Raw genomic sequence first — 15520 nt, forward strand, 5'->3', positions numbered from 1 at the left:
GGGCGACCTGGCTGCTTGACCGGGCTACGAAAAGAGGAAAAATCCAGCGCGTGCTGGTGACGGAGGTGTATCAGTTTTAAATCGCTGCGAGCGCCAAAACTGTATCAGTTTTCAATCGCTGTTGACATCGTTCTCCAATCGAACTCGCCGCTCTCGACATCGATCTCACTCCAGGGCGCCTCAATCAGCTCGGAGGTGCGAACAAACAGCAGCAGCAACAAGTGCATGGCGATGCGCACCAATGGTCCCATGCAGGCGTTATTGCGTACGAAGGCGTGCAGGAATGCCGGAAGCTCATCGGCGCCGATGGCTGCGAAATGGCCCTTCAAGGGCGGCTTGAGCACCTTGCCTAGTTTCGCCGCAGGATTACGGTCAATGATTCCGCAATTCATGCCATGTTCGAAGACACGGGAAATATCAGCCGCCATACGCTTGGCAACTTCGCGAGCACCGCGTTGCTCGATACGCCGCAGCACAGCGAGCAAGTCAGAGGCACTGATAGCGGTGATTGCGCCCTGGTTAAAGAACGGAAAGACATCGATCTGGAAACGACGCAAAATATTCTCCGCTGTACCAGGCTGCCATTGATCAATCATCGTCGCATGCCAATCGCGCGCGACGCGCTCAAAGGTGTTAACCGGCGCAGCCTGGACGGCGCGCGCCGCTCGCTTTGCTTCTGCCGGGTCGGCGCCAGACAACAGCAATTGGCGGGCTTCTTCGCGCTTTAGCCGCGCTGCAGCTAGCGATACGCCGGGGTAGGCGCCGAAGCTGATTCGCGTTTCACCACCTTGAGGCCGGCGGTACTTGAACCACCAGACTTTAGAACCGCTGGGATTGATTTCAACGTAAAGGCCGGCGCCATCGAACAAACGGAACAGCCGTTCGGCTGGGTTGGCGTTGCGGACTTGGCGATCGGTAAGTGGGGGAATAGATTTAGGCATTTTGAGGGTCGCGGAAAAAGGGTGGATAAAAATGACCCCCAATACGACCCCAAAACGCATTGGCTGCAGATAGACGTTCTGAGCCGTAGTTAAACAAAAAAACCGCTGCCCCAGAGTGGGAACAGCGGTTTCTTTGATGTCCATCTATCAGACTGGACAGTGTTCTGGCGGAGACGGTGTAATACACACCACTAGGATTCATGCGGCATTCAATAGCACAACCAATCCAAATACCTACAAATATACCTACAAGATTTTCCGATAAAAAAAATCTTCACTTTGCCACCATTCGTCGATGCATCAAACGGTTGTGCTGCCGGTACGTGAGTATACCACGAGTGCAAATAGCAAAATTTCACTCCCGTGCCGGCTATAATCGAAGGAAAGGCGTGCGGCATCTCGCTCGACGGGCAGGCGCGAGTTTTCCGATTACTAAGCTTCCAAGGTACGGTAAGCATTACATTAATTATGAAAAAAATACATTTCAATATTTTCCATAAGTATAGCTGGCTGCAGATTTTCACACAGCTTTTAGGCGAGTTTTACATTCCCGCAGTCATCAGTCTCGTCTGGACGTATCTCGAGTCCAAAGACGCATCCCCAACTGAAATGCTAAAAGAGGGGATGCTCCACTTTTTTGCTGTTGGATGGGCATTCAGCCAATGGAATAGAGTAAAGAAACAAATCAAGGCAGAGAAAAACATCGCCGGCGTTGGTGACGACGTCAAAGCACTATTGAAACAGCTAGAAGACCACGCTGCAAATATTATAGGCTATTCGACGGGCGGGGATAGCTTCTGTACATTGACGCCAATCGGCGGCCTCAATGCTATCCCTGTAGCGTGGAGTATGAATCACCACGGAACCTATCCGGTCTTTGATATTGAGATCAAAATTTTAGACAGCAATGTTGCTTGGAAGTATTTCAAGGAAAATAGGCCGTACCCAGGACATTCGATCCATAATTTTAAAGCTTTGCATCCAGCAGACATTAAAAACTTCATCCTGGATTCACCAATCACGACAAATGAACGAGGCGAAATGCGCTTGAGCTTCCTTTTCAAAACACGCGCCGGGGAATATCGTCAAGAGCTACTTTCTAAACCTGTCTCAGGCAACTGGAAGTATGCTACTCGGGTAGTAAGAAATACTGTGACCATTTGGGAGAGCGTAGAAGAAGACTTTCCACGGAACCCAAGCGGAGAAACCGAATGGTATAATTTCCACAATTGAAAATTAAATTCAATATCACTCTATCCTAACATCCCATCCACAACCACGGCCTAGGCTTATGCTTACGCTTAAAAAAACTTGCTGAGGGCAAGCTATAATCATACGGCCATAGAAGATCGCCATATACGCATGATTTGTGAACCTAACTGTTCCTCTTGGGGATGCTTACTGCAGCGCGCGCTTCCACGCCCAGATTGTCACAATGACGGTCTGGGCTTTTTGCTGTTAGAGAAGAATTGCAACAGTGCTAAATAGATAAGGAGGTCAAATGGCCGTAGGATTTTTAAACCGTGAGGGCAAGCAGATTCCCAAATCGGAATGGCAGGAGCTGCGGGCGGACGAGTCGTACAAGCAGGTGCGACGCTACGACAATGGCGCGGTCAATGTTGACCTGGAGTGGGTCGGCCGCGTTGCCGACTTCGGCACCGTTTTCCCGGACTTCTACAAAGTGTTCAAGCTGTCGGTGAGCAATTACACCGAGGACGGCAAGCTGGTTCCTGACCCGGTCATTACGGACAAATTCTTTCACAAGGAAGCTTCGGCCATCGCCTTCTATGAGGTGTTTTTGACCAAGTGGACCAACAGTGGCATTGGCGACACCGGCGTGTTTCAGGAAGTCGACAATACCTTGACGCCGCCGCCACCGGAAGATCCGAACCGGCCAGAGAGCGCTATTTCAGGCGAGGGCTTTGATGAGGTAGGTGCCTGGTGAGCCGCCGCTACTCGGCTTGCGACCGCATCAACCGTATCGTGAAGGAGCTGGTCAGCGCCGGCTGGGAGGCGCTGCGCACCAAGGGGCACCCGCGCATCAAGTCGCCTGACGGGAAGATCACCCTGACCGTGCCTGGCTCCCCGTCGGACCACCGCAGCGCCCTGAACTGGATCAGCCAGATTCGGCGCCTGGGCGTGGTTCTGCCAGCATGAGCGATACCTGCAAGATGAACGTGGCCGGTGGTCCCTGCCCTTCATGCCCTTGGCGCACTGACCAGACAGCAGCCGACATTCCAAACTTCGACCTTGAGAAAGCGGAGGGCTTGGCTAAGACTTGCCCTAACGAACGCGGCTTCGGCCCGGACTTCGACGCGAGCCTGTTTGCATGCCACAAGTCGAAGGAAGGGGCTGAAATTGCCTGTGCAGGCTGGCTCGCTGCCGTCGGCGGGCGGCACCCACAGGTGCGCCTCGCTGTCATGCGCGGCCAGCTCGATCCTGAACGCTTAGCGCCAGGCAAGGCCTGGCCGGAGCTGCACGACAACTACCAGGACGTGTTGAGAAAGCTTAGACAGACAGCTTAGCCATCCGACGATTCGTTGGTTTTGGGCGCCGGCTGCGCAGGAAGCCAGTCGTCTGCGGCGGGATGTCCCGTCATCTGAGCCAAAAAGCGCCTACTGATATAGCCACCACCTACAAAATGATCTGCCATGCCGTCGGGGTCGTCCAAGTTGAAGCGAAGCTTGAAGTTGACATTGGCGATTTGGTGGTAGAAGTTGCTAAGGTCATCGGTAGTGAATTTGGCTTTGATAATTTCCTTCTTTTTTACACGCACCGAATATATCTCGGCCAAGTCTTCAGTCGACCATTGGAGCATTCCATGTACCAATGCATCACGAAAAACTTTGAGCTTGACGATCCTGTCGTATTGCCTTTCGAGTACTTCTTTACGAGCCTCAGAAGCTACTCCCGCTACTCTCTTCCGCCATAAGTCGAGCACGCCGGTAAATTGCACATTGTTCATGGCCGCAGGCAGTTTGACCTCTCCGTCATCCTCGACGTCAAAAGTCAGCAGCGTCTGATGGAATATCTCGTATTCCATAGCTCCCCATTGAGCAATGATCTTACCCAAAAAAAAGGTCTCTCTGTCTGAGAGTTCGTCGTTCCAAATGGAAATGCAGTCGTCTGTCACATCGCCTCCCATCTATTTTCCAAATGGCAATTTAACACATGCACCGCTGGCGCAGCTCGACATAGCCGATGGCGTCGATTGTCAGTCCAAATACGGCCCTTCAAACTTCATACATCGAACAGCGCAATGCACTGATCGGTATGAGCAGAGGGCAGAAACAAAGCCATGTAGGTCGGTTGTTGTGCCATGCCCCACCTGTGAAACTGATGTTGTTGCAAGACGAAACCAATCTAAACTTTATGGGAGAAGCAAAATGGCAAATGTACAAACTCAAGTATTGAGCGACGACGCAGCGAATGACGCGCTGCTGGCCGAACTACTGAGCGACGTGGGCTTGGACGCCGGCGGCGATGAAGTGATCGAGACCGTGCCGGAGAGCGACGGTTTGGGCCAGGTGGGCGATATCGCCGCAAGCGTCGAAATGCTCGACGACAGCCTGCTGGAAGAAATCGACGCAAGCGCCAAGCGTACCGACGACATGCAGGCGCTGTACGCCGAACAGCCAGCGCAGCCCGCCATCGCGGCTGGCGAGACGGCACCAGAAACGACGCCAGAGATCGCGGCCGCTGCGCCAAAGAAAAAGCGCAGCGGTGGCAAAAAGAAGGAGGCAAAGGCGCCGGCGGAAGATGAAAGCGCTCCCGCCGAAGCGCCGGCAGTCGCAGTTGCACCAGTTGAGGACAAGAAGCCGAAGGTGCCGCGCGCTACTTCGGTGACGCACAAGCCGGGCGACCTGCTGCTGGCCAAGCTGGGCGACAAAGCGGACGACTTCCTTGTGTTTGACAGCACCGCAGACTTGGCCCAGATCGAAGTGGACAAGATCCAGTTCATTGAGCGCATGAACGACCGCGACGCCATCGCCGACAAGGTGCGCGAGAAGATCAACATGTTCCTGGTGTGGATGGCCAAGGGCGGCTCCTTGAACGAAGTGCTCAAGCGCGCCATCACCGTGCTGCATACGGACGGCCAGCTCACTTCGGGCGACAAGGGCAACCTCCAGCTGAACTTGCTCTCTAAGCCGTACAGCGTCGGCACGGCCCGCAGCCAAGCGAATCAAATGTTCATGGCACTGCCCGAACTGGGCCTGACCATCAAGGAGAAAGGCCGCATGATTCCGAACCCCAACAGCCCTCTTCTCGTCGGCGCATATGCTGCGTTGGGCCTGGAATAAATAGCACACCGGGCGGCCCTGCGCCGCCCCACTATCAGACGAGGAACAGAGAAATGCTGGACAAATTAATGGCGGTGCCGATCGAGACGCTGTTCGACCTCAAGCAAAAGGTGGACGAGGCATGCGAGAAGCGGCGCCGGGAGCTATTCAAGCCAGGTCGCAAGGCAAAGTTCGAAACGAACAAACGCAAGTGTGGCTACGTCGTCATGATGATCACTCAGATCGGACCGAAGAACATTATCGGATACGAAATCGACGCCCACGGTAATCACCTCCAACATGTCACCTGTCGGGTCGATCCGAGAGTCCTCACGCCGGTGTTCGAAAAGCCGAAGCCAGCCGCCCCTCCCATGTACGCCGCTGGCGATCGACCGCAGCTGGAAACGGCCGGCACATACTAAGCCAGGCGCCTTCGGGCGCTTTTTTATCTTGTCACTCGCTCCTCGGCGAAGTGAGGTCGATGCACTGATACCGACATCAGCTACACCTTATCATTCCGCGAACTAAACGGTCGCATAGTAAGCTTTCGCTGATCTTTCAATACTAACCTCTACCCCGTAAAAATAACGCTTGCAGCCCGTTTAAATCTGCGGCTACAATCTCTGATATAAGTAAGCGCTGAGTTACATATCCAACCTCGAGCGCTGATAATGTCTCTATCGCGACGTGCGATCTTACGGAACACAGAAATGATGAAAATCACCTTAGAACGGGCGGAACGCCCTATCAAAAGCGGTAAGCAGCAAGCAATCACCCCTCGCAACGGCAAGAACTCGGCCGACATGATGCTCAAGCCAGCGCAGAAGCCGGCGCAGAACGACAAGCAAAAACCCAGCGGCAGCTATCTGTGGCTGGGCGACCTGAAGCTGTAAGGAGACCGTCATGACCCCAACTCAGCGCGCGTACCAGGCACTGCAAACCACCTTGGGCCACTTCATGCCGGTCGGCCAGCGAATGATGCTTCTCAGCCAGTTGAAAGGAGAGGAAGGCGTCGGCATCGCCGAGATCGTCAACAAGGTGACAGATGCCATTGCCACCATGGCGAGCACGCACCAGACGGCCAGCCAGGGCGATCAGGCGACTGCTCCCCTGCACTACTTCTCGGGCGCAGTCGAAGCCTGGATCACGGAGAAAGATATGGGCAACCCGACGGCCGGCGACGTGTCGCAGCGCCAGGCATTCGGACTGATCACGCTCAGTGGCGACGTAGAGACTGCGGAGCTGGGCTACATCAGTCTTGAGGAACTGATCGGCTGCGACGTAGAGCTGGATCTTTACTGGACGCCCAAAACGTTAGCGGAGATTCGCAAGCCGTGAATACCAAGCAGAAGAAAGCCAGGTTGAAGAAGCTGACAAATGGCTTGGCCGAGCGCGTTAAGACGAATGCGGAGAATCGAATCAGCGCCGTGTTGTGGCATGACTACCTCGTGGAGATCGCCAACTACGAGGTGCTTCGCCGAAACACCCCGGAGACATCGCAGGACGTCTGGTAATCAGGCTGCTTTCAGATGCTCAAGGCTTACGCCGGCGTTCAGCGCAGCCTTGAGCCACGCGGGGCGCGGGCCGGCGCCCATCCACACGTTGGCTGGGTTCGTTGGATCAACATAGCGCTGGCTAGGCGCGCGCGCTTTGCGTGGCTTTTTAGAGGGGCCACTGCCTGGCACGAGGTACGCCACTGGCATTCCAACCTCGCGAGCAATTTGGAAAATGCGCTCGATAGCAGCGCTTTTATCTTGCCTGGTTCGAACTCTAAGTTCATCTATCACGCGTGCGAGCAGCGATTTCAACTCCGATTTATTCATGCCGGCCAGATCCATGGACTCCCTTTCTATTTGATGTAGGAGTAAGCGCGCAAGGGAGCAATGTAGCCACTTTGTCTCCGCACTTACGTTGAGATTATAGCGGGATCAAAACGAACGGGAGTAGCAGCAACATGGAGAACAGTCGATGAGCACGATGAACTTCAAATGGGGCCGGGACGAGCGCGGCATGGAAGGCTGGGTTGCAGAAGGCTATGCCAACTTCGACGTCACCATGCCTGGGCAATTTGCCCATGACGTGCTGGAGCACCTGCCGCGCGGACTGAAGCACGGCCAGATCGCCGACGAATTAATGGCGCTAGGCGCGCGCCTCTACGCCCGGGTCAAGTCTGAATGGTGGTGGAGCCAGGGCTTCCGCGTTGGCGTGCCGGAGACTTGGGGCATGGAGCTGGTGACGCTTCTCACGGATATCCGCGCTGCCGGCCTGAGCGAGCCTGCGCTGATCGTCGAGCCATTATTGAACGACGACATGGACGACGAGATTGAGGCGGCGCTGGAGTACGGGGCGCTCAAAGCCAATCGTGAGTTTGAATACCAGGCCTCCTGGGATAAGAGCCTGCAGGGACAGGCGTCGTACGACGCTCAGTCGGAGCTGTTTCAAAACATGGCCGCCTGGATGCGTCGCGGTTATCGGGCCTGTGTTGCGCGCTTCAAGGACCGCCGCCCCGCCGACATCATGTGGCTCGGCGAACTCATGGACCAAGAAGCCAAGATGTACGACCGCGGCGAAGAAGGCGACAAGCTGTCGGTGCGGGTGCATGAGAAGGACATGGAATTCGAGTTCGTTCACAAGCCAGGACAGTTCTCGGAGTACTACAACTAGCCACGCCCGGTCCACACCCCGACCGGGAAAATACATATATCGACAACACAGCGAAAGCTAGAAATGCAAATTCACCTCTTACCGAACACCGCCGCCGCAGTCCGCCTGACTCACGCTGCCGGCGACATTCTGATCATCGAGTCGGAGAAAGTTATTGGCGTTGCCGCCAACTGGCAGCCTTTCGCCATAACTGTCGAAGCCGGCCAGCTTCACGCTTTCCCTCCACGCCCGCTACCCCAAGAAGTTCTCACCGAATTCGGCGCTTCCGTCGTTCGTGCATTCGGTCAGGCCATGCTGCGCGGTTGGGCGACGCAGCCGAGCGTCGACTTGGCAATGGCGAAGGTCCAGCAACTGACGTGCGCCTGCTGCGGCAGCTATCACAAGGGCCGGCAATGGTGGAACCGCGACGACGGCTACGGTCTGTGCAATGACTGCATCGACGACTGCGTCACGGACCCGATGGACTTCCTTGAGGCCGGCGCCAGCTACGGCGTGCCAGGCTATCACTACGACATCGACGGCTCGCACTTCCGGGCAAAGGCAGGTGCGTGATGGGCAACCGGTACGAGTTCAGCCTCTACTTTTCCGTAGATGACCTCAAGCAACTTCTCGCTGCGGCGCTGGCGCACGAAGACGCGGAAGGCATGACTGCGGTCGACTTTACGACCGCCGAGGGCGAAATCGACGTGTCCGCCTGCGCGCGCATGTTGCTCGACCCCGGCTCGATGCCTGGCTGTAACATCTTTGACTCAGCGGTGGAGGGTGAAGCATGACGAGGATTCTCGTATTGAAATCCTATACCGCCACCGTCGATCACTTGCGAGACCCGCGCCTGGTCAAATGCATCTGCGAAAACTGCGAGACGACGATGACGGCCGACAAGCTGGCGCCGATCGAAAGTGCCATTCTTACTCCAGGCCATGCGTCGCCTGCAGGCCGTTGCCCCGAGTGCGACCAGCTGGCGTACGTGGACCAGCCTGATCTTCAATCGCTTGTCGAAATCGTGGAGCAGCTACTGACGTGCGCCGAGCTGAGCCAGGAAGAACTGGAGCCACACACCCAGGTACTAATCGAGTCGGCCCGTCTGATTATGGGCAATCCGCGATGAACCGGGTGCCTACAAGCAGCCGACGGGCGATGGCGCCGATCCACGCGGCGGCTGGCGAGGATACGCACCATTGTCAAATTTGCGGCACCAAGACAGAACACGCCCGTGAAGAACTGGCAGGACCGGGCTGGGAAACCCCGCGAATCTGTCCGCATTGTCGCCAGCGGTACTACCTCACCGACGAGGCAAAGGATGTGCCTGACCTCAACGACCTCGGCGAGATCGAGATCGTGGACGAGAGCAGCGGCACGGTGGTGGGCATGACGTGGGACGACCGGGCGACGAAATCCACCGCCAAACTGAAGGCACGCCTGGAAAGATTGCGTGCAGAAGAAAAGACGCCCGTTACGGAGGCAAGCCAGGCTGACCTCGATCACCTGTTCGGCAAGAAGCGGCCGCTGGAAGAGCCTTCGCCATACGGCGACGAGTTTGGGAGCTACTGATGGCTGAAACCGACCTGATCGGAGAGTACCCAAAGCAGGGCCAGCATGCCTGGACGGCCATCATAGATGTAGCGAAGCCGAAGGATTGGAACCGGTGCCTGCGCTGCAACCATCCTCTGTTTCCGGTCGCGACCGCCCCGCTGGCTGAAGGTCGAAAGCGGAAGGCCTGCAATTTTTGCACGCAGCGCTACAACGTGCTCGAGCCAGTCGCGCCGCCCGAGGAAATTTACGAAGACGGCGGCTCTTGGTGAGCCGCCAATCGAAAGGAAATCATGAAAGTAATTCAGTGCAAAGTCGTTGAGGAATGGGACGGCGGCGACCGCCACAATTTCGCCTTTCGCATATCGTTGGACGTGTCCGATGAAGAAATCAAAAGCCGGGACCGCCACTGCCTTATCCGGCCCGAGACGCTAATCGTCTTCGACAGTCTCGAGGAGAAAGACGCCAACTCCCGCGCCAACCTGCGTCGCAGCGCCTGGGCAAAGCTCAGCCCCCAGGAACGCTTGGCGCTCGGCCTGTCGGAACCGAAATAGGCAGCGTAGCGTCCGGTCCCTGCTGCCACATTCGGCCCTTCAAACTGTCTCTTGTCGCGACGTGCGACGCAAAACGAGAACGAAATGACCCATTTAGAAATTGAAAAAATCTTAGACGCTTGGACGCCCGAACACGCGGACGCGGCGCAGCGCGAAGGCTGGGACTTGTTCACCACCACTTCGGATGATGGTGAACCGGTTCAAGTTCAGCGCATCGACGATCCAGAAGAACTGCCCGCTGGCGTGGCGACCTATCTTCCCAGCAACTGCGTGGCTTTGGCTATCGCTTTCACCGGTACCGGCGCCCACCACCTCGCGGCACGCACCATCATCAAAGACCACTTCCCGAAGGAGTGGGCGAACATGCTAAAGGCCGGCGCCATGACGGGCGGCCAGGTGCTGGAAGCGGAGATCTACTGATGCTCTGGATTATCACAGTGGATCACATCACGAAAGAATTGAACGACTCGCGTGCAGCCCACGCGCCTGGCGCTGAGCAGTTCGTTACCTACGCCGACCGCAAATTTGGCGCACCGAAGGCTTGGCGTGAAAGCTACAAGACCGCCGACGAACAGGGCAAAGCGATGATGTTGGCCCAGTTCAAGGCGAACATGACCGACGAATTCCGCCTCTACGACGACGACAACAACCTGTATTACGAAGGCTTATGTCTCGACCTCGACGACCAGGATGGTGACAACGCCTTCGCGCCGCTGGACTGGGCAAGCGACGACGCCGGCTGCACCCGCATGGATTACCGCAAGAAAGGAGCGACCGAATGGAAAACACTGTGAACCTGAGCGCCGACGAGATTCGCATCGCCGACAATTACAACCGCGAATACCCAGGCATGAGCCGTGACCAGGCAATCGCCAAAGCGAAGCAGGTTCTGGCCGACATCGCCGCACGCGGCAAAGAGGTGCCGCCGGCGATCGCGACCAAGCCGGTCAATCACCACCTCGGCATGCCCAAGAGCGCAGCATCGGCTCCCGACCCGACGGACGTGTATCGCGACGGCATGGTCGAGGCATTTAACAATGCGGTGGACGACATCGTCATGGGAGGATCTACGCAATGACGCTGGCTGTAACTCGCATCCCGTCTCACCAGGATCGCGACGCCGACTTCAACTCGAAGGCGCCGCACTACAAGACCGCCGACTTCACCACCCTGGCGCGCTCCTACTGGCCTCACCTGCCGGCCGAGTGCGTGCGCGTAGTCTTTGATAGCCTCAAGCGCAACATCAAGTACCAGGAAGACGAGCCGCTGTTCCGCGTGTACCGCACGGTGGACGACGACAGCTTCATCGGCCACTACTTCGCCCGAGCGCTGAAGGACTTCACCTTGTGAGGCACTTCACGCCCATTATCATTGCGGCGCTGATGGCTACGTCTGTAGTTGGTGCCGGTTTGTACGAAGCCTCGCGCCCGCCGATCGAGCTGCGCCTGGCGCTGGTGCAGTAACGTGGACGAGAGCGTAGCTTGGTCGGCGTACGCCGATTTCGGCAACTTCTGACCCATTCCCAAAGCAGGCACTTTGCCTGCTTTTTAGGCGATGTATAAGCGCCATGGATAAGTTGTTGATTATAAACAACTTTACAGGATCGCTTGAGAAGCAACGCGCAACCAACGCGCAAGAATCCTGGCGTTTTCCCTGTAGCAAAACCCGTCATGCAAACGACCGATATCGACCAGCGAGAAGGTACCTGCACGCGCTCAAAAACAAGAATTCGACCCAGCACAAGGGCGCGAGAGAAAAGCGCTCAAAACGCGTTTAAACGCTTAGGCAAGATCGATCGCCACCGCACGGCTCCAACCTTGCACCGATATCATCGTTTCAGTAAAACCGCATACACAGAAAGGCAGAAATGACCAGTATTCCCCCCGCCATTGAAACCGCGCTTCGGCACGTTCAAGCTCAGCATCCTACCGTATGCCAAGTTTTCTACGGGATCTGCAACCAATGGCTATACACGGACGCATTCATGGAGCCTCCAAGCTTTAGCGACGAAATTGATGTCTCCTTGCTCGAGGATGCGGCTGACGCTGTGCCTTTTTTACCTTGCGCGTTCGCCCTCCCATCCACATAAATAAAGAAAGGCAGAAAAGATGATCTACACGTACTTGGACTTATCGACCGGGCACCTCTCGCAAAAGACGAAGGAACTACTGGATGAGGCAGCCGACCGACAAATGGCGCAGTGGCCCGCAATGACGATCGCCAAATACTCCTACGGTTACTTCGTCACCGTGCCTGACCTGGGCCAGCAGGACGTTCGTGACCAAGCGACTTGGCTGCGCGCGGACCTACGCGCTTGCCTGCAGTACGCTCACAAGCAGGGCATCCACATGCTGCGCTTCGATGCAGAAGGCGACCAGGTGGACGGCCTCGAGGTGTTCGATGAATAAGCCACTGCGCCTGCGGCCGGCCGAGGTACTCGAACAGCGCCTGTTCATGGAACTGATCAACCGAGTGGAGAACGCTGCCGAAGGCGCCGACCTGGACGACCCGCCGGCCGAGCTATACGCCACCGCCTACCGGGTGGGCCAGTTAATGGAGAGCATCGGCTTTGCCAAGACGCCGGCCGGCTTGATGATGGTCGTGCGCGATTCGGACGAGCTGGACAACATCGACAATGCCGACGCTGAGCAGCGCCGCGCAATGAAGGCAGGCATGGTTCAAGTGATCTTAGCGATGACAAAGGGGCCGACAAAGTAAAGCGGCAGGGCTTGATGGGCGCCTGCCGGTCTAAGATCGTCGAATGTTTGGCCCATCGGGCCTGAGAAGAATGGATACGCTACCGCGCAAATTCATTATAGCTCAGGCTCAACTCATCTAATCTCCGCTCTATCCAAACCCCAAAAAAATTGTTCCATATAGCTTTTTGGAAACAATACAACAGCGAAACTACTTTCCTCACCCATTCCTGATCTCCGTCTGTACCATTCTGGTCATATCAACATCTAGGGAGAAAACATGGACCAAGCAACCCAACAGAAGATTGCACAGGCTAAATTGCTTCAAGAAGCAGCGGACAAGCTCAACCAGGAGATCGATAAGCTGCTTGGCTCGATCGCCACGGAAGCAATGGCAAAAGGAGATATCAATTACATCGAGGAGCTAATCAAAGAAATGCCCGATGGCTTCGCCCGCTCGGAACTGCAAACATGGCTTAAGCAAAACGCCCATAGCTAACTCTCAACAAGGAATTATATGCAAAAAGCAATTCAGGATTTCCTCAGCTCTCTGCCAGTGTGGGTCGATGCTTTGGGCATTATCATCGCACTGGCACTGCTTATCTACGCCGTCACCTCAAACAGGTATGATGAAGACAAAAATGTGGCATGGGCCTTCGTGATTGCCCTTCCACTCGTAGCTTTCAGCATCATCGCCTTGGGCCTTCACTGGTCGCTGCCAAACCAATGAATCTCGAACGCTTTAACCGATGGGCTACGGCCTACCATGAAGCAGGCCACCTGATCTGCACCCATTACAGCGAACATTTTTTTCTGAGAGATCCTGCGGTACACATTCCTGGACTTCGCCCCGGGAATCTAGCTGAAGCAACCCTTCGCGGCCCAAGTAGAGTTAGGTGGAATGCAGAACACGCAAGAGAATTCTCAATGATCTCATTCGGAGGATACGTAGGAGATCGATTAGCGGAGAAAATGTTCCCTCCCTTTACTGTACATGCGGAGAGCTGTGAAGGCGACAGGCAGAAAAGGGAGGAAGCCGTGTTTGATTTTGACATATACCACGAGCAAAAAGAACATCTTGGCGAATGCATCCGACTAATCACTCTGCACAGTGAAGCGCATCATCAAATAGCTAAAATCATTTACAAAGCTAAGAAGGACGTACCTCTCGCAGATGTTCTTGCAGTACTTGAGCCTATAGGGTGGATTGCGCGATTAAAGAAGTGGTTCGGAGTAGGACGCAAGGGATAGAGGGTAAGCGCCTGTATAGCGCGATAGAGAGGAATTATGGATACGTGTAAGGTTAGCGAAAATGCGCCTTGGATTCATCGTTTCAACTCACTTTTCCCGCCAACCTTATACTAAATCCACGCGGCATTGCAGCCAGGCCCGTATAAGAGTCATCTGCACCGGCATTAATCCTGCCCGGTTTGGCTCTTATACATTGGCGTGAATTTCTATAAGGGTGGCGTCTCTCCTAGGGAAAAATGATCTTATACATTGATCTGACTTCCTGATTATAGTGCGCGGAGCGATCCCCAAGCCCAACGCGCCATGGCACTTCCATGGACATTCCTACTTGGCGCGAAGGCGCCCAGTGATTACATAACGGCCGGCGTAAAAGACAGCCATGACCAGCGCGGCGCCTCCCACGCCAAGAAGCACACCAAAATCTAGGTGGCCATTTGCCCACCCCATAATTGGATAAAGAATCAAAGAAGCAATCGCCAGCACTACGGCTAGCCGGTACAGTTTCTCTTCCATGGATATCCCCGGATTTATATTGCCATCAGGATATCACAGGCAGTAGGCGCCAGGCCATCCACTCTAGGCCATGGCGAGGCCAGGCCGCACCGGCTATAGGCCACCCTCCCCGGCTGCACGCACCCAGCCACCCTGCCGCCACACTCACATCGTCAAACTTCTTTCTGTCGCAACGTAGCGACGACAACCAGAGAGATAGCGATGCAATTAAATACCTTCCCATGCGTAGTAGAAGCCCTCCACACGACCGGTGTGAACATCGTGCGCTGCGCAGCCCTTGGCACCACCGACGTGTACGTGACCGACGATTTTGGTCATCTGATCCACCGCAACATGGGCCACCTGGCATCGGTGCAGCACAGCATGAACTCGGCAGACGCCTGATCATGAGCCAATCCGTTATCGACCACTACCGCGCCAGGATCAAGCGTATGGGCCGCTGGATGGCGCCACGCTTCCTGCGCAACCGGGGCTTCACCTTCGAGCAAGCCTACTTCATCATCTTTGGCGTCCAGCCACGGTTATAGGAGCGCCGCCATGCGAGAAGCCATCGAACGTGCCGCCATTAGTGCTGCCACCCTCCCACAGGACAACGCGCATGGTCAGGACGACGACATCGACGCCGGCGTGGAAATGTCCCACTTGGAATGCTGGGCTGAAGGACTGGTCCACATGGACGCTCACGCGCGCCGAGCACCGCGCCGGATGCGGTATCACGATTAATCACAGGAGGGGCGTATATCGCCTCTCTCTGTTCTCACGACATTAATCCATGGAACGCCATGGCGTTATTCGGATACTCCACGAATCGCGAGCGCGGCGACGTACTTTTTCCGGGTTTTATATACGTGGCATCCCCATGGCCCAATGTGGAATTGGATTCTCCACGGCGAACAGTTGGAGCATTCCATGGATATTCCTCAAAAAGCAGCGCTTCCGACGCCTAAAGAACAAATGCGGGTGGGCGCGCCCGAATAGCACGGTGGCTGCGAGGCGTCAATCGATCCGCTGGAATACAACACAAAATTGGTTCAATTTATTTTTTAGTTCTTTTTATTTTTTGGTTCAATTTCGTTATATAATTCTTCTCG

31 protein-coding genes are annotated in these 15520 nt (G+C 55.5%); 27 read left to right on the forward strand and 4 right to left on the reverse strand.

Annotation, left to right across the window (positions count from 1 at the left end; genetic code table 11):
• Positions 1-104 precede the first annotated feature (104 nt).
• Positions 105-1085, reverse strand: coding sequence for an integrase arm-type DNA-binding domain-containing protein (locus F8197_RS05995; RefSeq protein WP_152880951.1), 981 nt, complete (start codon positions 1083-1085; stop codon positions 105-107).
• Positions 1086-1409: 324 nt separating this feature from the next.
• Here F8197_RS05995 and F8197_RS06000 point away from each other — a divergent pair, with 324 nt between their 5' ends.
• From F8197_RS06000 to F8197_RS06015, 4 genes are all read left to right on the forward strand, one after another.
• Positions 1410-2174 (forward strand): hypothetical protein, encoded by a 765-nt coding sequence (locus tag F8197_RS06000; protein ID WP_152880953.1) that lies wholly within the window; start codon positions 1410-1412, stop codon positions 2172-2174.
• 268 nt (positions 2175-2442) lie between these two features.
• Complete coding sequence (locus F8197_RS06005) at positions 2443-2886, forward strand: hypothetical protein (protein ID WP_152880955.1); 444 nt, start codon at positions 2443-2445, stop codon at positions 2884-2886.
• Complete coding sequence (locus F8197_RS06010) at positions 2883-3098, forward strand: type II toxin-antitoxin system HicA family toxin (RefSeq protein ID WP_152880957.1); 216 nt, start codon at positions 2883-2885, stop codon at positions 3096-3098. The genes F8197_RS06005 and F8197_RS06010 overlap by 4 nt, the downstream gene beginning before the upstream one ends.
• The gene (locus F8197_RS06015; RefSeq protein ID WP_152880959.1) at positions 3095-3466 is read left to right on the forward strand and encodes a DUF6283 family protein; all 372 of its coding nucleotides are present in this window, start codon (positions 3095-3097) and stop codon (positions 3464-3466) included. The genes F8197_RS06010 and F8197_RS06015 overlap by 4 nt, the downstream gene beginning before the upstream one ends.
• Here F8197_RS06015 and F8197_RS06020 read toward each other — a convergent pair.
• Positions 3463-4074 carry a hypothetical protein gene (locus tag F8197_RS06020; RefSeq protein ID WP_227012129.1) on the reverse strand — a complete coding sequence of 204 codons (612 nt, stop codon included), beginning with the start codon at positions 4072-4074 and terminating at the stop codon, positions 3463-3465. The genes F8197_RS06015 and F8197_RS06020 overlap by 4 nt on opposite strands.
• A 253-nt stretch (positions 4075-4327) precedes the next feature.
• On the opposite strand from F8197_RS06020, the gene F8197_RS06025 reads away from it, so the two are divergent.
• The 5 genes from F8197_RS06025 (at position 4328) to F8197_RS06045 (ending at position 6735) form a co-directional block, all read left to right on the forward strand.
• Positions 4328-5242 carry a hypothetical protein gene (locus tag F8197_RS06025; protein ID WP_152880963.1) on the forward strand — a complete coding sequence of 305 codons (915 nt, stop codon included), beginning with the start codon at positions 4328-4330 and terminating at the stop codon, positions 5240-5242.
• 53 nt (positions 5243-5295) lie between these two features.
• Positions 5296-5643, forward strand: coding sequence for a hypothetical protein (locus F8197_RS06030; protein ID WP_152880966.1), 348 nt, complete (start codon positions 5296-5298; stop codon positions 5641-5643).
• A 288-nt stretch (positions 5644-5931) separates the two neighbouring features.
• On the forward strand, positions 5932-6114 hold the full coding sequence (locus F8197_RS06035) for a hypothetical protein (protein WP_152880968.1): 183 nt from the start codon (positions 5932-5934) through the stop codon (positions 6112-6114).
• Positions 6115-6124: 10 nt separating this feature from the next.
• A complete protein-coding gene (locus F8197_RS06040; RefSeq protein ID WP_152880970.1) occupies positions 6125-6559 on the forward strand; it encodes a hypothetical protein in 435 nt (144 codons plus the stop codon).
• Positions 6556-6735 (forward strand): hypothetical protein, encoded by a 180-nt coding sequence (locus F8197_RS06045; RefSeq protein ID WP_152880972.1) that lies wholly within the window; start codon positions 6556-6558, stop codon positions 6733-6735. The genes F8197_RS06040 and F8197_RS06045 overlap by 4 nt, the downstream gene beginning before the upstream one ends.
• Here the strand turns inward: F8197_RS06045 and F8197_RS06050 are convergent, their stop codons facing one another.
• A complete protein-coding gene (locus F8197_RS06050; RefSeq protein ID WP_152880974.1) occupies positions 6736-7059 on the reverse strand; it encodes an H-NS family nucleoid-associated regulatory protein in 324 nt (107 codons plus the stop codon).
• 130 nt (positions 7060-7189) lie between these two features.
• Between F8197_RS06050 and F8197_RS06055 the strand changes: the two genes are divergently transcribed.
• From F8197_RS06055 to F8197_RS06125, 15 genes are all read left to right on the forward strand, one after another.
• Positions 7190-7885 (forward strand): hypothetical protein, encoded by a 696-nt coding sequence (locus F8197_RS06055; protein WP_152880976.1) that lies wholly within the window; start codon positions 7190-7192, stop codon positions 7883-7885.
• A 63-nt stretch (positions 7886-7948) separates the two neighbouring features.
• The gene (locus tag F8197_RS06060) at positions 7949-8437 is read left to right on the forward strand and encodes a hypothetical protein (RefSeq protein WP_152880978.1); all 489 of its coding nucleotides are present in this window, start codon (positions 7949-7951) and stop codon (positions 8435-8437) included.
• Entirely contained in the window at positions 8437-8658 is a 222-nt protein-coding gene (locus F8197_RS06065) for a hypothetical protein (protein WP_152880980.1), read from the forward strand. Before F8197_RS06060 ends, F8197_RS06065 begins: the two co-directional genes overlap by 1 nt.
• The gene (locus F8197_RS06070) at positions 8655-8993 is read left to right on the forward strand and encodes a hypothetical protein (RefSeq protein WP_152880982.1); all 339 of its coding nucleotides are present in this window, start codon (positions 8655-8657) and stop codon (positions 8991-8993) included. The genes F8197_RS06065 and F8197_RS06070 overlap by 4 nt, the downstream gene beginning before the upstream one ends.
• 29 nt (positions 8994-9022) lie before the next feature.
• On the forward strand, positions 9023-9436 hold the full coding sequence (locus F8197_RS06075) for a hypothetical protein (RefSeq protein ID WP_152880984.1): 414 nt from the start codon (positions 9023-9025) through the stop codon (positions 9434-9436).
• Positions 9436-9687, forward strand: a complete 252-nt coding sequence (locus tag F8197_RS06080; RefSeq protein WP_152880986.1) for a hypothetical protein — start codon at positions 9436-9438, stop codon at positions 9685-9687. The genes F8197_RS06075 and F8197_RS06080 overlap by 1 nt, the downstream gene beginning before the upstream one ends.
• A gap of 21 nt (positions 9688-9708) precedes the next feature.
• A complete protein-coding gene (locus tag F8197_RS06085) occupies positions 9709-9969 on the forward strand; it encodes a hypothetical protein (protein WP_152880988.1) in 261 nt (86 codons plus the stop codon).
• A gap of 84 nt (positions 9970-10053) precedes the next feature.
• Positions 10054-10389, forward strand: a complete 336-nt coding sequence (locus F8197_RS06090) for a hypothetical protein (RefSeq protein ID WP_152880990.1) — start codon at positions 10054-10056, stop codon at positions 10387-10389.
• The gene (locus F8197_RS06095) at positions 10389-10763 is read left to right on the forward strand and encodes a hypothetical protein (RefSeq protein WP_152880992.1); all 375 of its coding nucleotides are present in this window, start codon (positions 10389-10391) and stop codon (positions 10761-10763) included. Before F8197_RS06090 ends, F8197_RS06095 begins: the two co-directional genes overlap by 1 nt.
• Positions 10748-11047, forward strand: coding sequence for a hypothetical protein (locus F8197_RS06100; protein ID WP_152880994.1), 300 nt, complete (start codon positions 10748-10750; stop codon positions 11045-11047). Before F8197_RS06095 ends, F8197_RS06100 begins: the two co-directional genes overlap by 16 nt.
• Positions 11044-11319, forward strand: a complete 276-nt coding sequence (locus tag F8197_RS06105; RefSeq protein ID WP_152880995.1) for a hypothetical protein — start codon at positions 11044-11046, stop codon at positions 11317-11319. Before F8197_RS06100 ends, F8197_RS06105 begins: the two co-directional genes overlap by 4 nt.
• A gap of 758 nt (positions 11320-12077) precedes the next feature.
• A complete protein-coding gene (locus F8197_RS06110; protein ID WP_152880997.1) occupies positions 12078-12377 on the forward strand; it encodes a hypothetical protein in 300 nt (99 codons plus the stop codon).
• Positions 12370-12687, forward strand: coding sequence for a hypothetical protein (locus F8197_RS06115; protein WP_152880998.1), 318 nt, complete (start codon positions 12370-12372; stop codon positions 12685-12687). The genes F8197_RS06110 and F8197_RS06115 overlap by 8 nt, the downstream gene beginning before the upstream one ends.
• Positions 12688-12945: 258 nt before the next feature.
• Complete coding sequence (locus tag F8197_RS06120; RefSeq protein ID WP_152881000.1) at positions 12946-13164, forward strand: hypothetical protein; 219 nt, start codon at positions 12946-12948, stop codon at positions 13162-13164.
• 18 nt (positions 13165-13182) lie between these two features.
• Positions 13183-13395, forward strand: a complete 213-nt coding sequence (locus tag F8197_RS06125; protein ID WP_152881002.1) for a hypothetical protein — start codon at positions 13183-13185, stop codon at positions 13393-13395.
• Between the two features lie 845 nt (positions 13396-14240).
• Here F8197_RS06125 and F8197_RS06130 read toward each other — a convergent pair.
• Positions 14241-14429: a hypothetical protein gene (locus tag F8197_RS06130; RefSeq protein WP_152881004.1), complete on the reverse strand. Its 189-nt coding sequence runs from the start codon at positions 14427-14429 to the stop codon at positions 14241-14243.
• A gap of 201 nt (positions 14430-14630) precedes the next feature.
• On the opposite strand from F8197_RS06130, the gene F8197_RS06135 reads away from it, so the two are divergent.
• Genes F8197_RS06135 through F8197_RS06140 form a run of 3 tightly spaced genes read left to right on the forward strand, consistent with a single transcriptional unit; the run spans position 14631 to position 15152 of the window.
• Positions 14631-14813, forward strand: coding sequence for a hypothetical protein (locus tag F8197_RS06135; RefSeq protein ID WP_152881006.1), 183 nt, complete (start codon positions 14631-14633; stop codon positions 14811-14813).
• Between the two features lie 2 nt (positions 14814-14815).
• Positions 14816-14956 (forward strand): hypothetical protein, encoded by a 141-nt coding sequence (locus F8197_RS28520; RefSeq protein ID WP_193333360.1) that lies wholly within the window; start codon positions 14816-14818, stop codon positions 14954-14956.
• A 10-nt stretch (positions 14957-14966) separates the two neighbouring features.
• Positions 14967-15152, forward strand: coding sequence for a hypothetical protein (locus F8197_RS06140; RefSeq protein ID WP_152881008.1), 186 nt, complete (start codon positions 14967-14969; stop codon positions 15150-15152).
• Positions 15153-15520: the final 368 nt, after the last annotated feature.

This window comes from Duganella sp. FT27W (assembly GCF_009295655.1).
In the GTDB taxonomy this organism is placed as follows: Bacteria; Pseudomonadota; Gammaproteobacteria; order Burkholderiales; family Burkholderiaceae_D; genus Rugamonas; species Rugamonas zoogloeoides.

What these genes read in the sequence shown, in the direction of transcription:
- F8197_RS05995 (WP_152880951.1), bottom strand. Translation starts at nt 1,085, where the DNA reads ATGGACATCAAAGAAACCGCTGTTCCCACTCTGGGGCAGCGGTTTTTT.
- F8197_RS06000 (WP_152880953.1), top strand. Translation starts at nt 1,410, where the DNA reads ATGAAAAAAATACATTTCAATATTTTCCATAAGTATAGCTGGCTGCAG.
- F8197_RS06005 (WP_152880955.1), top strand. Translation starts at nt 2,443, where the DNA reads ATGGCCGTAGGATTTTTAAACCGTGAGGGCAAGCAGATTCCCAAATCG.
- F8197_RS06015 (WP_152880959.1), top strand. Translation starts at nt 3,095, where the DNA reads ATGAGCGATACCTGCAAGATGAACGTGGCCGGTGGTCCCTGCCCTTCA.
- F8197_RS06025 (WP_152880963.1), top strand. Translation starts at nt 4,328, where the DNA reads ATGGCAAATGTACAAACTCAAGTATTGAGCGACGACGCAGCGAATGAC.
- F8197_RS06030 (WP_152880966.1), top strand. Translation starts at nt 5,296, where the DNA reads ATGCTGGACAAATTAATGGCGGTGCCGATCGAGACGCTGTTCGACCTC.
- F8197_RS06035 (WP_152880968.1), top strand. Translation starts at nt 5,932, where the DNA reads ATGATGAAAATCACCTTAGAACGGGCGGAACGCCCTATCAAAAGCGGT.
- F8197_RS06040 (WP_152880970.1), top strand. Translation starts at nt 6,125, where the DNA reads ATGACCCCAACTCAGCGCGCGTACCAGGCACTGCAAACCACCTTGGGC.
- F8197_RS06050 (WP_152880974.1), bottom strand. Translation starts at nt 7,059, where the DNA reads ATGGATCTGGCCGGCATGAATAAATCGGAGTTGAAATCGCTGCTCGCA.
- F8197_RS06055 (WP_152880976.1), top strand. Translation starts at nt 7,190, where the DNA reads ATGAGCACGATGAACTTCAAATGGGGCCGGGACGAGCGCGGCATGGAA.
- F8197_RS06060 (WP_152880978.1), top strand. Translation starts at nt 7,949, where the DNA reads ATGCAAATTCACCTCTTACCGAACACCGCCGCCGCAGTCCGCCTGACT.
- F8197_RS06065 (WP_152880980.1), top strand. Translation starts at nt 8,437, where the DNA reads ATGGGCAACCGGTACGAGTTCAGCCTCTACTTTTCCGTAGATGACCTC.
- F8197_RS06070 (WP_152880982.1), top strand. Translation starts at nt 8,655, where the DNA reads ATGACGAGGATTCTCGTATTGAAATCCTATACCGCCACCGTCGATCAC.
- F8197_RS06075 (WP_152880984.1), top strand. Translation starts at nt 9,023, where the DNA reads ATGGCGCCGATCCACGCGGCGGCTGGCGAGGATACGCACCATTGTCAA.
- F8197_RS06080 (WP_152880986.1), top strand. Translation starts at nt 9,436, where the DNA reads ATGGCTGAAACCGACCTGATCGGAGAGTACCCAAAGCAGGGCCAGCAT.
- F8197_RS06085 (WP_152880988.1), top strand. Translation starts at nt 9,709, where the DNA reads ATGAAAGTAATTCAGTGCAAAGTCGTTGAGGAATGGGACGGCGGCGAC.
- F8197_RS06090 (WP_152880990.1), top strand. Translation starts at nt 10,054, where the DNA reads ATGACCCATTTAGAAATTGAAAAAATCTTAGACGCTTGGACGCCCGAA.
- F8197_RS06095 (WP_152880992.1), top strand. Translation starts at nt 10,389, where the DNA reads ATGCTCTGGATTATCACAGTGGATCACATCACGAAAGAATTGAACGAC.
- F8197_RS06100 (WP_152880994.1), top strand. Translation starts at nt 10,748, where the DNA reads ATGGAAAACACTGTGAACCTGAGCGCCGACGAGATTCGCATCGCCGAC.
- F8197_RS06105 (WP_152880995.1), top strand. Translation starts at nt 11,044, where the DNA reads ATGACGCTGGCTGTAACTCGCATCCCGTCTCACCAGGATCGCGACGCC.
- F8197_RS06110 (WP_152880997.1), top strand. Translation starts at nt 12,078, where the DNA reads ATGATCTACACGTACTTGGACTTATCGACCGGGCACCTCTCGCAAAAG.
- F8197_RS06115 (WP_152880998.1), top strand. Translation starts at nt 12,370, where the DNA reads ATGAATAAGCCACTGCGCCTGCGGCCGGCCGAGGTACTCGAACAGCGC.
- F8197_RS06120 (WP_152881000.1), top strand. Translation starts at nt 12,946, where the DNA reads ATGGACCAAGCAACCCAACAGAAGATTGCACAGGCTAAATTGCTTCAA.
- F8197_RS06125 (WP_152881002.1), top strand. Translation starts at nt 13,183, where the DNA reads ATGCAAAAAGCAATTCAGGATTTCCTCAGCTCTCTGCCAGTGTGGGTC.
- F8197_RS06130 (WP_152881004.1), bottom strand. Translation starts at nt 14,429, where the DNA reads ATGGAAGAGAAACTGTACCGGCTAGCCGTAGTGCTGGCGATTGCTTCT.
- F8197_RS06135 (WP_152881006.1), top strand. Translation starts at nt 14,631, where the DNA reads ATGCAATTAAATACCTTCCCATGCGTAGTAGAAGCCCTCCACACGACC.
- F8197_RS28520 (WP_193333360.1), top strand. Translation starts at nt 14,816, where the DNA reads ATGAGCCAATCCGTTATCGACCACTACCGCGCCAGGATCAAGCGTATG.
- F8197_RS06140 (WP_152881008.1), top strand. Translation starts at nt 14,967, where the DNA reads ATGCGAGAAGCCATCGAACGTGCCGCCATTAGTGCTGCCACCCTCCCA.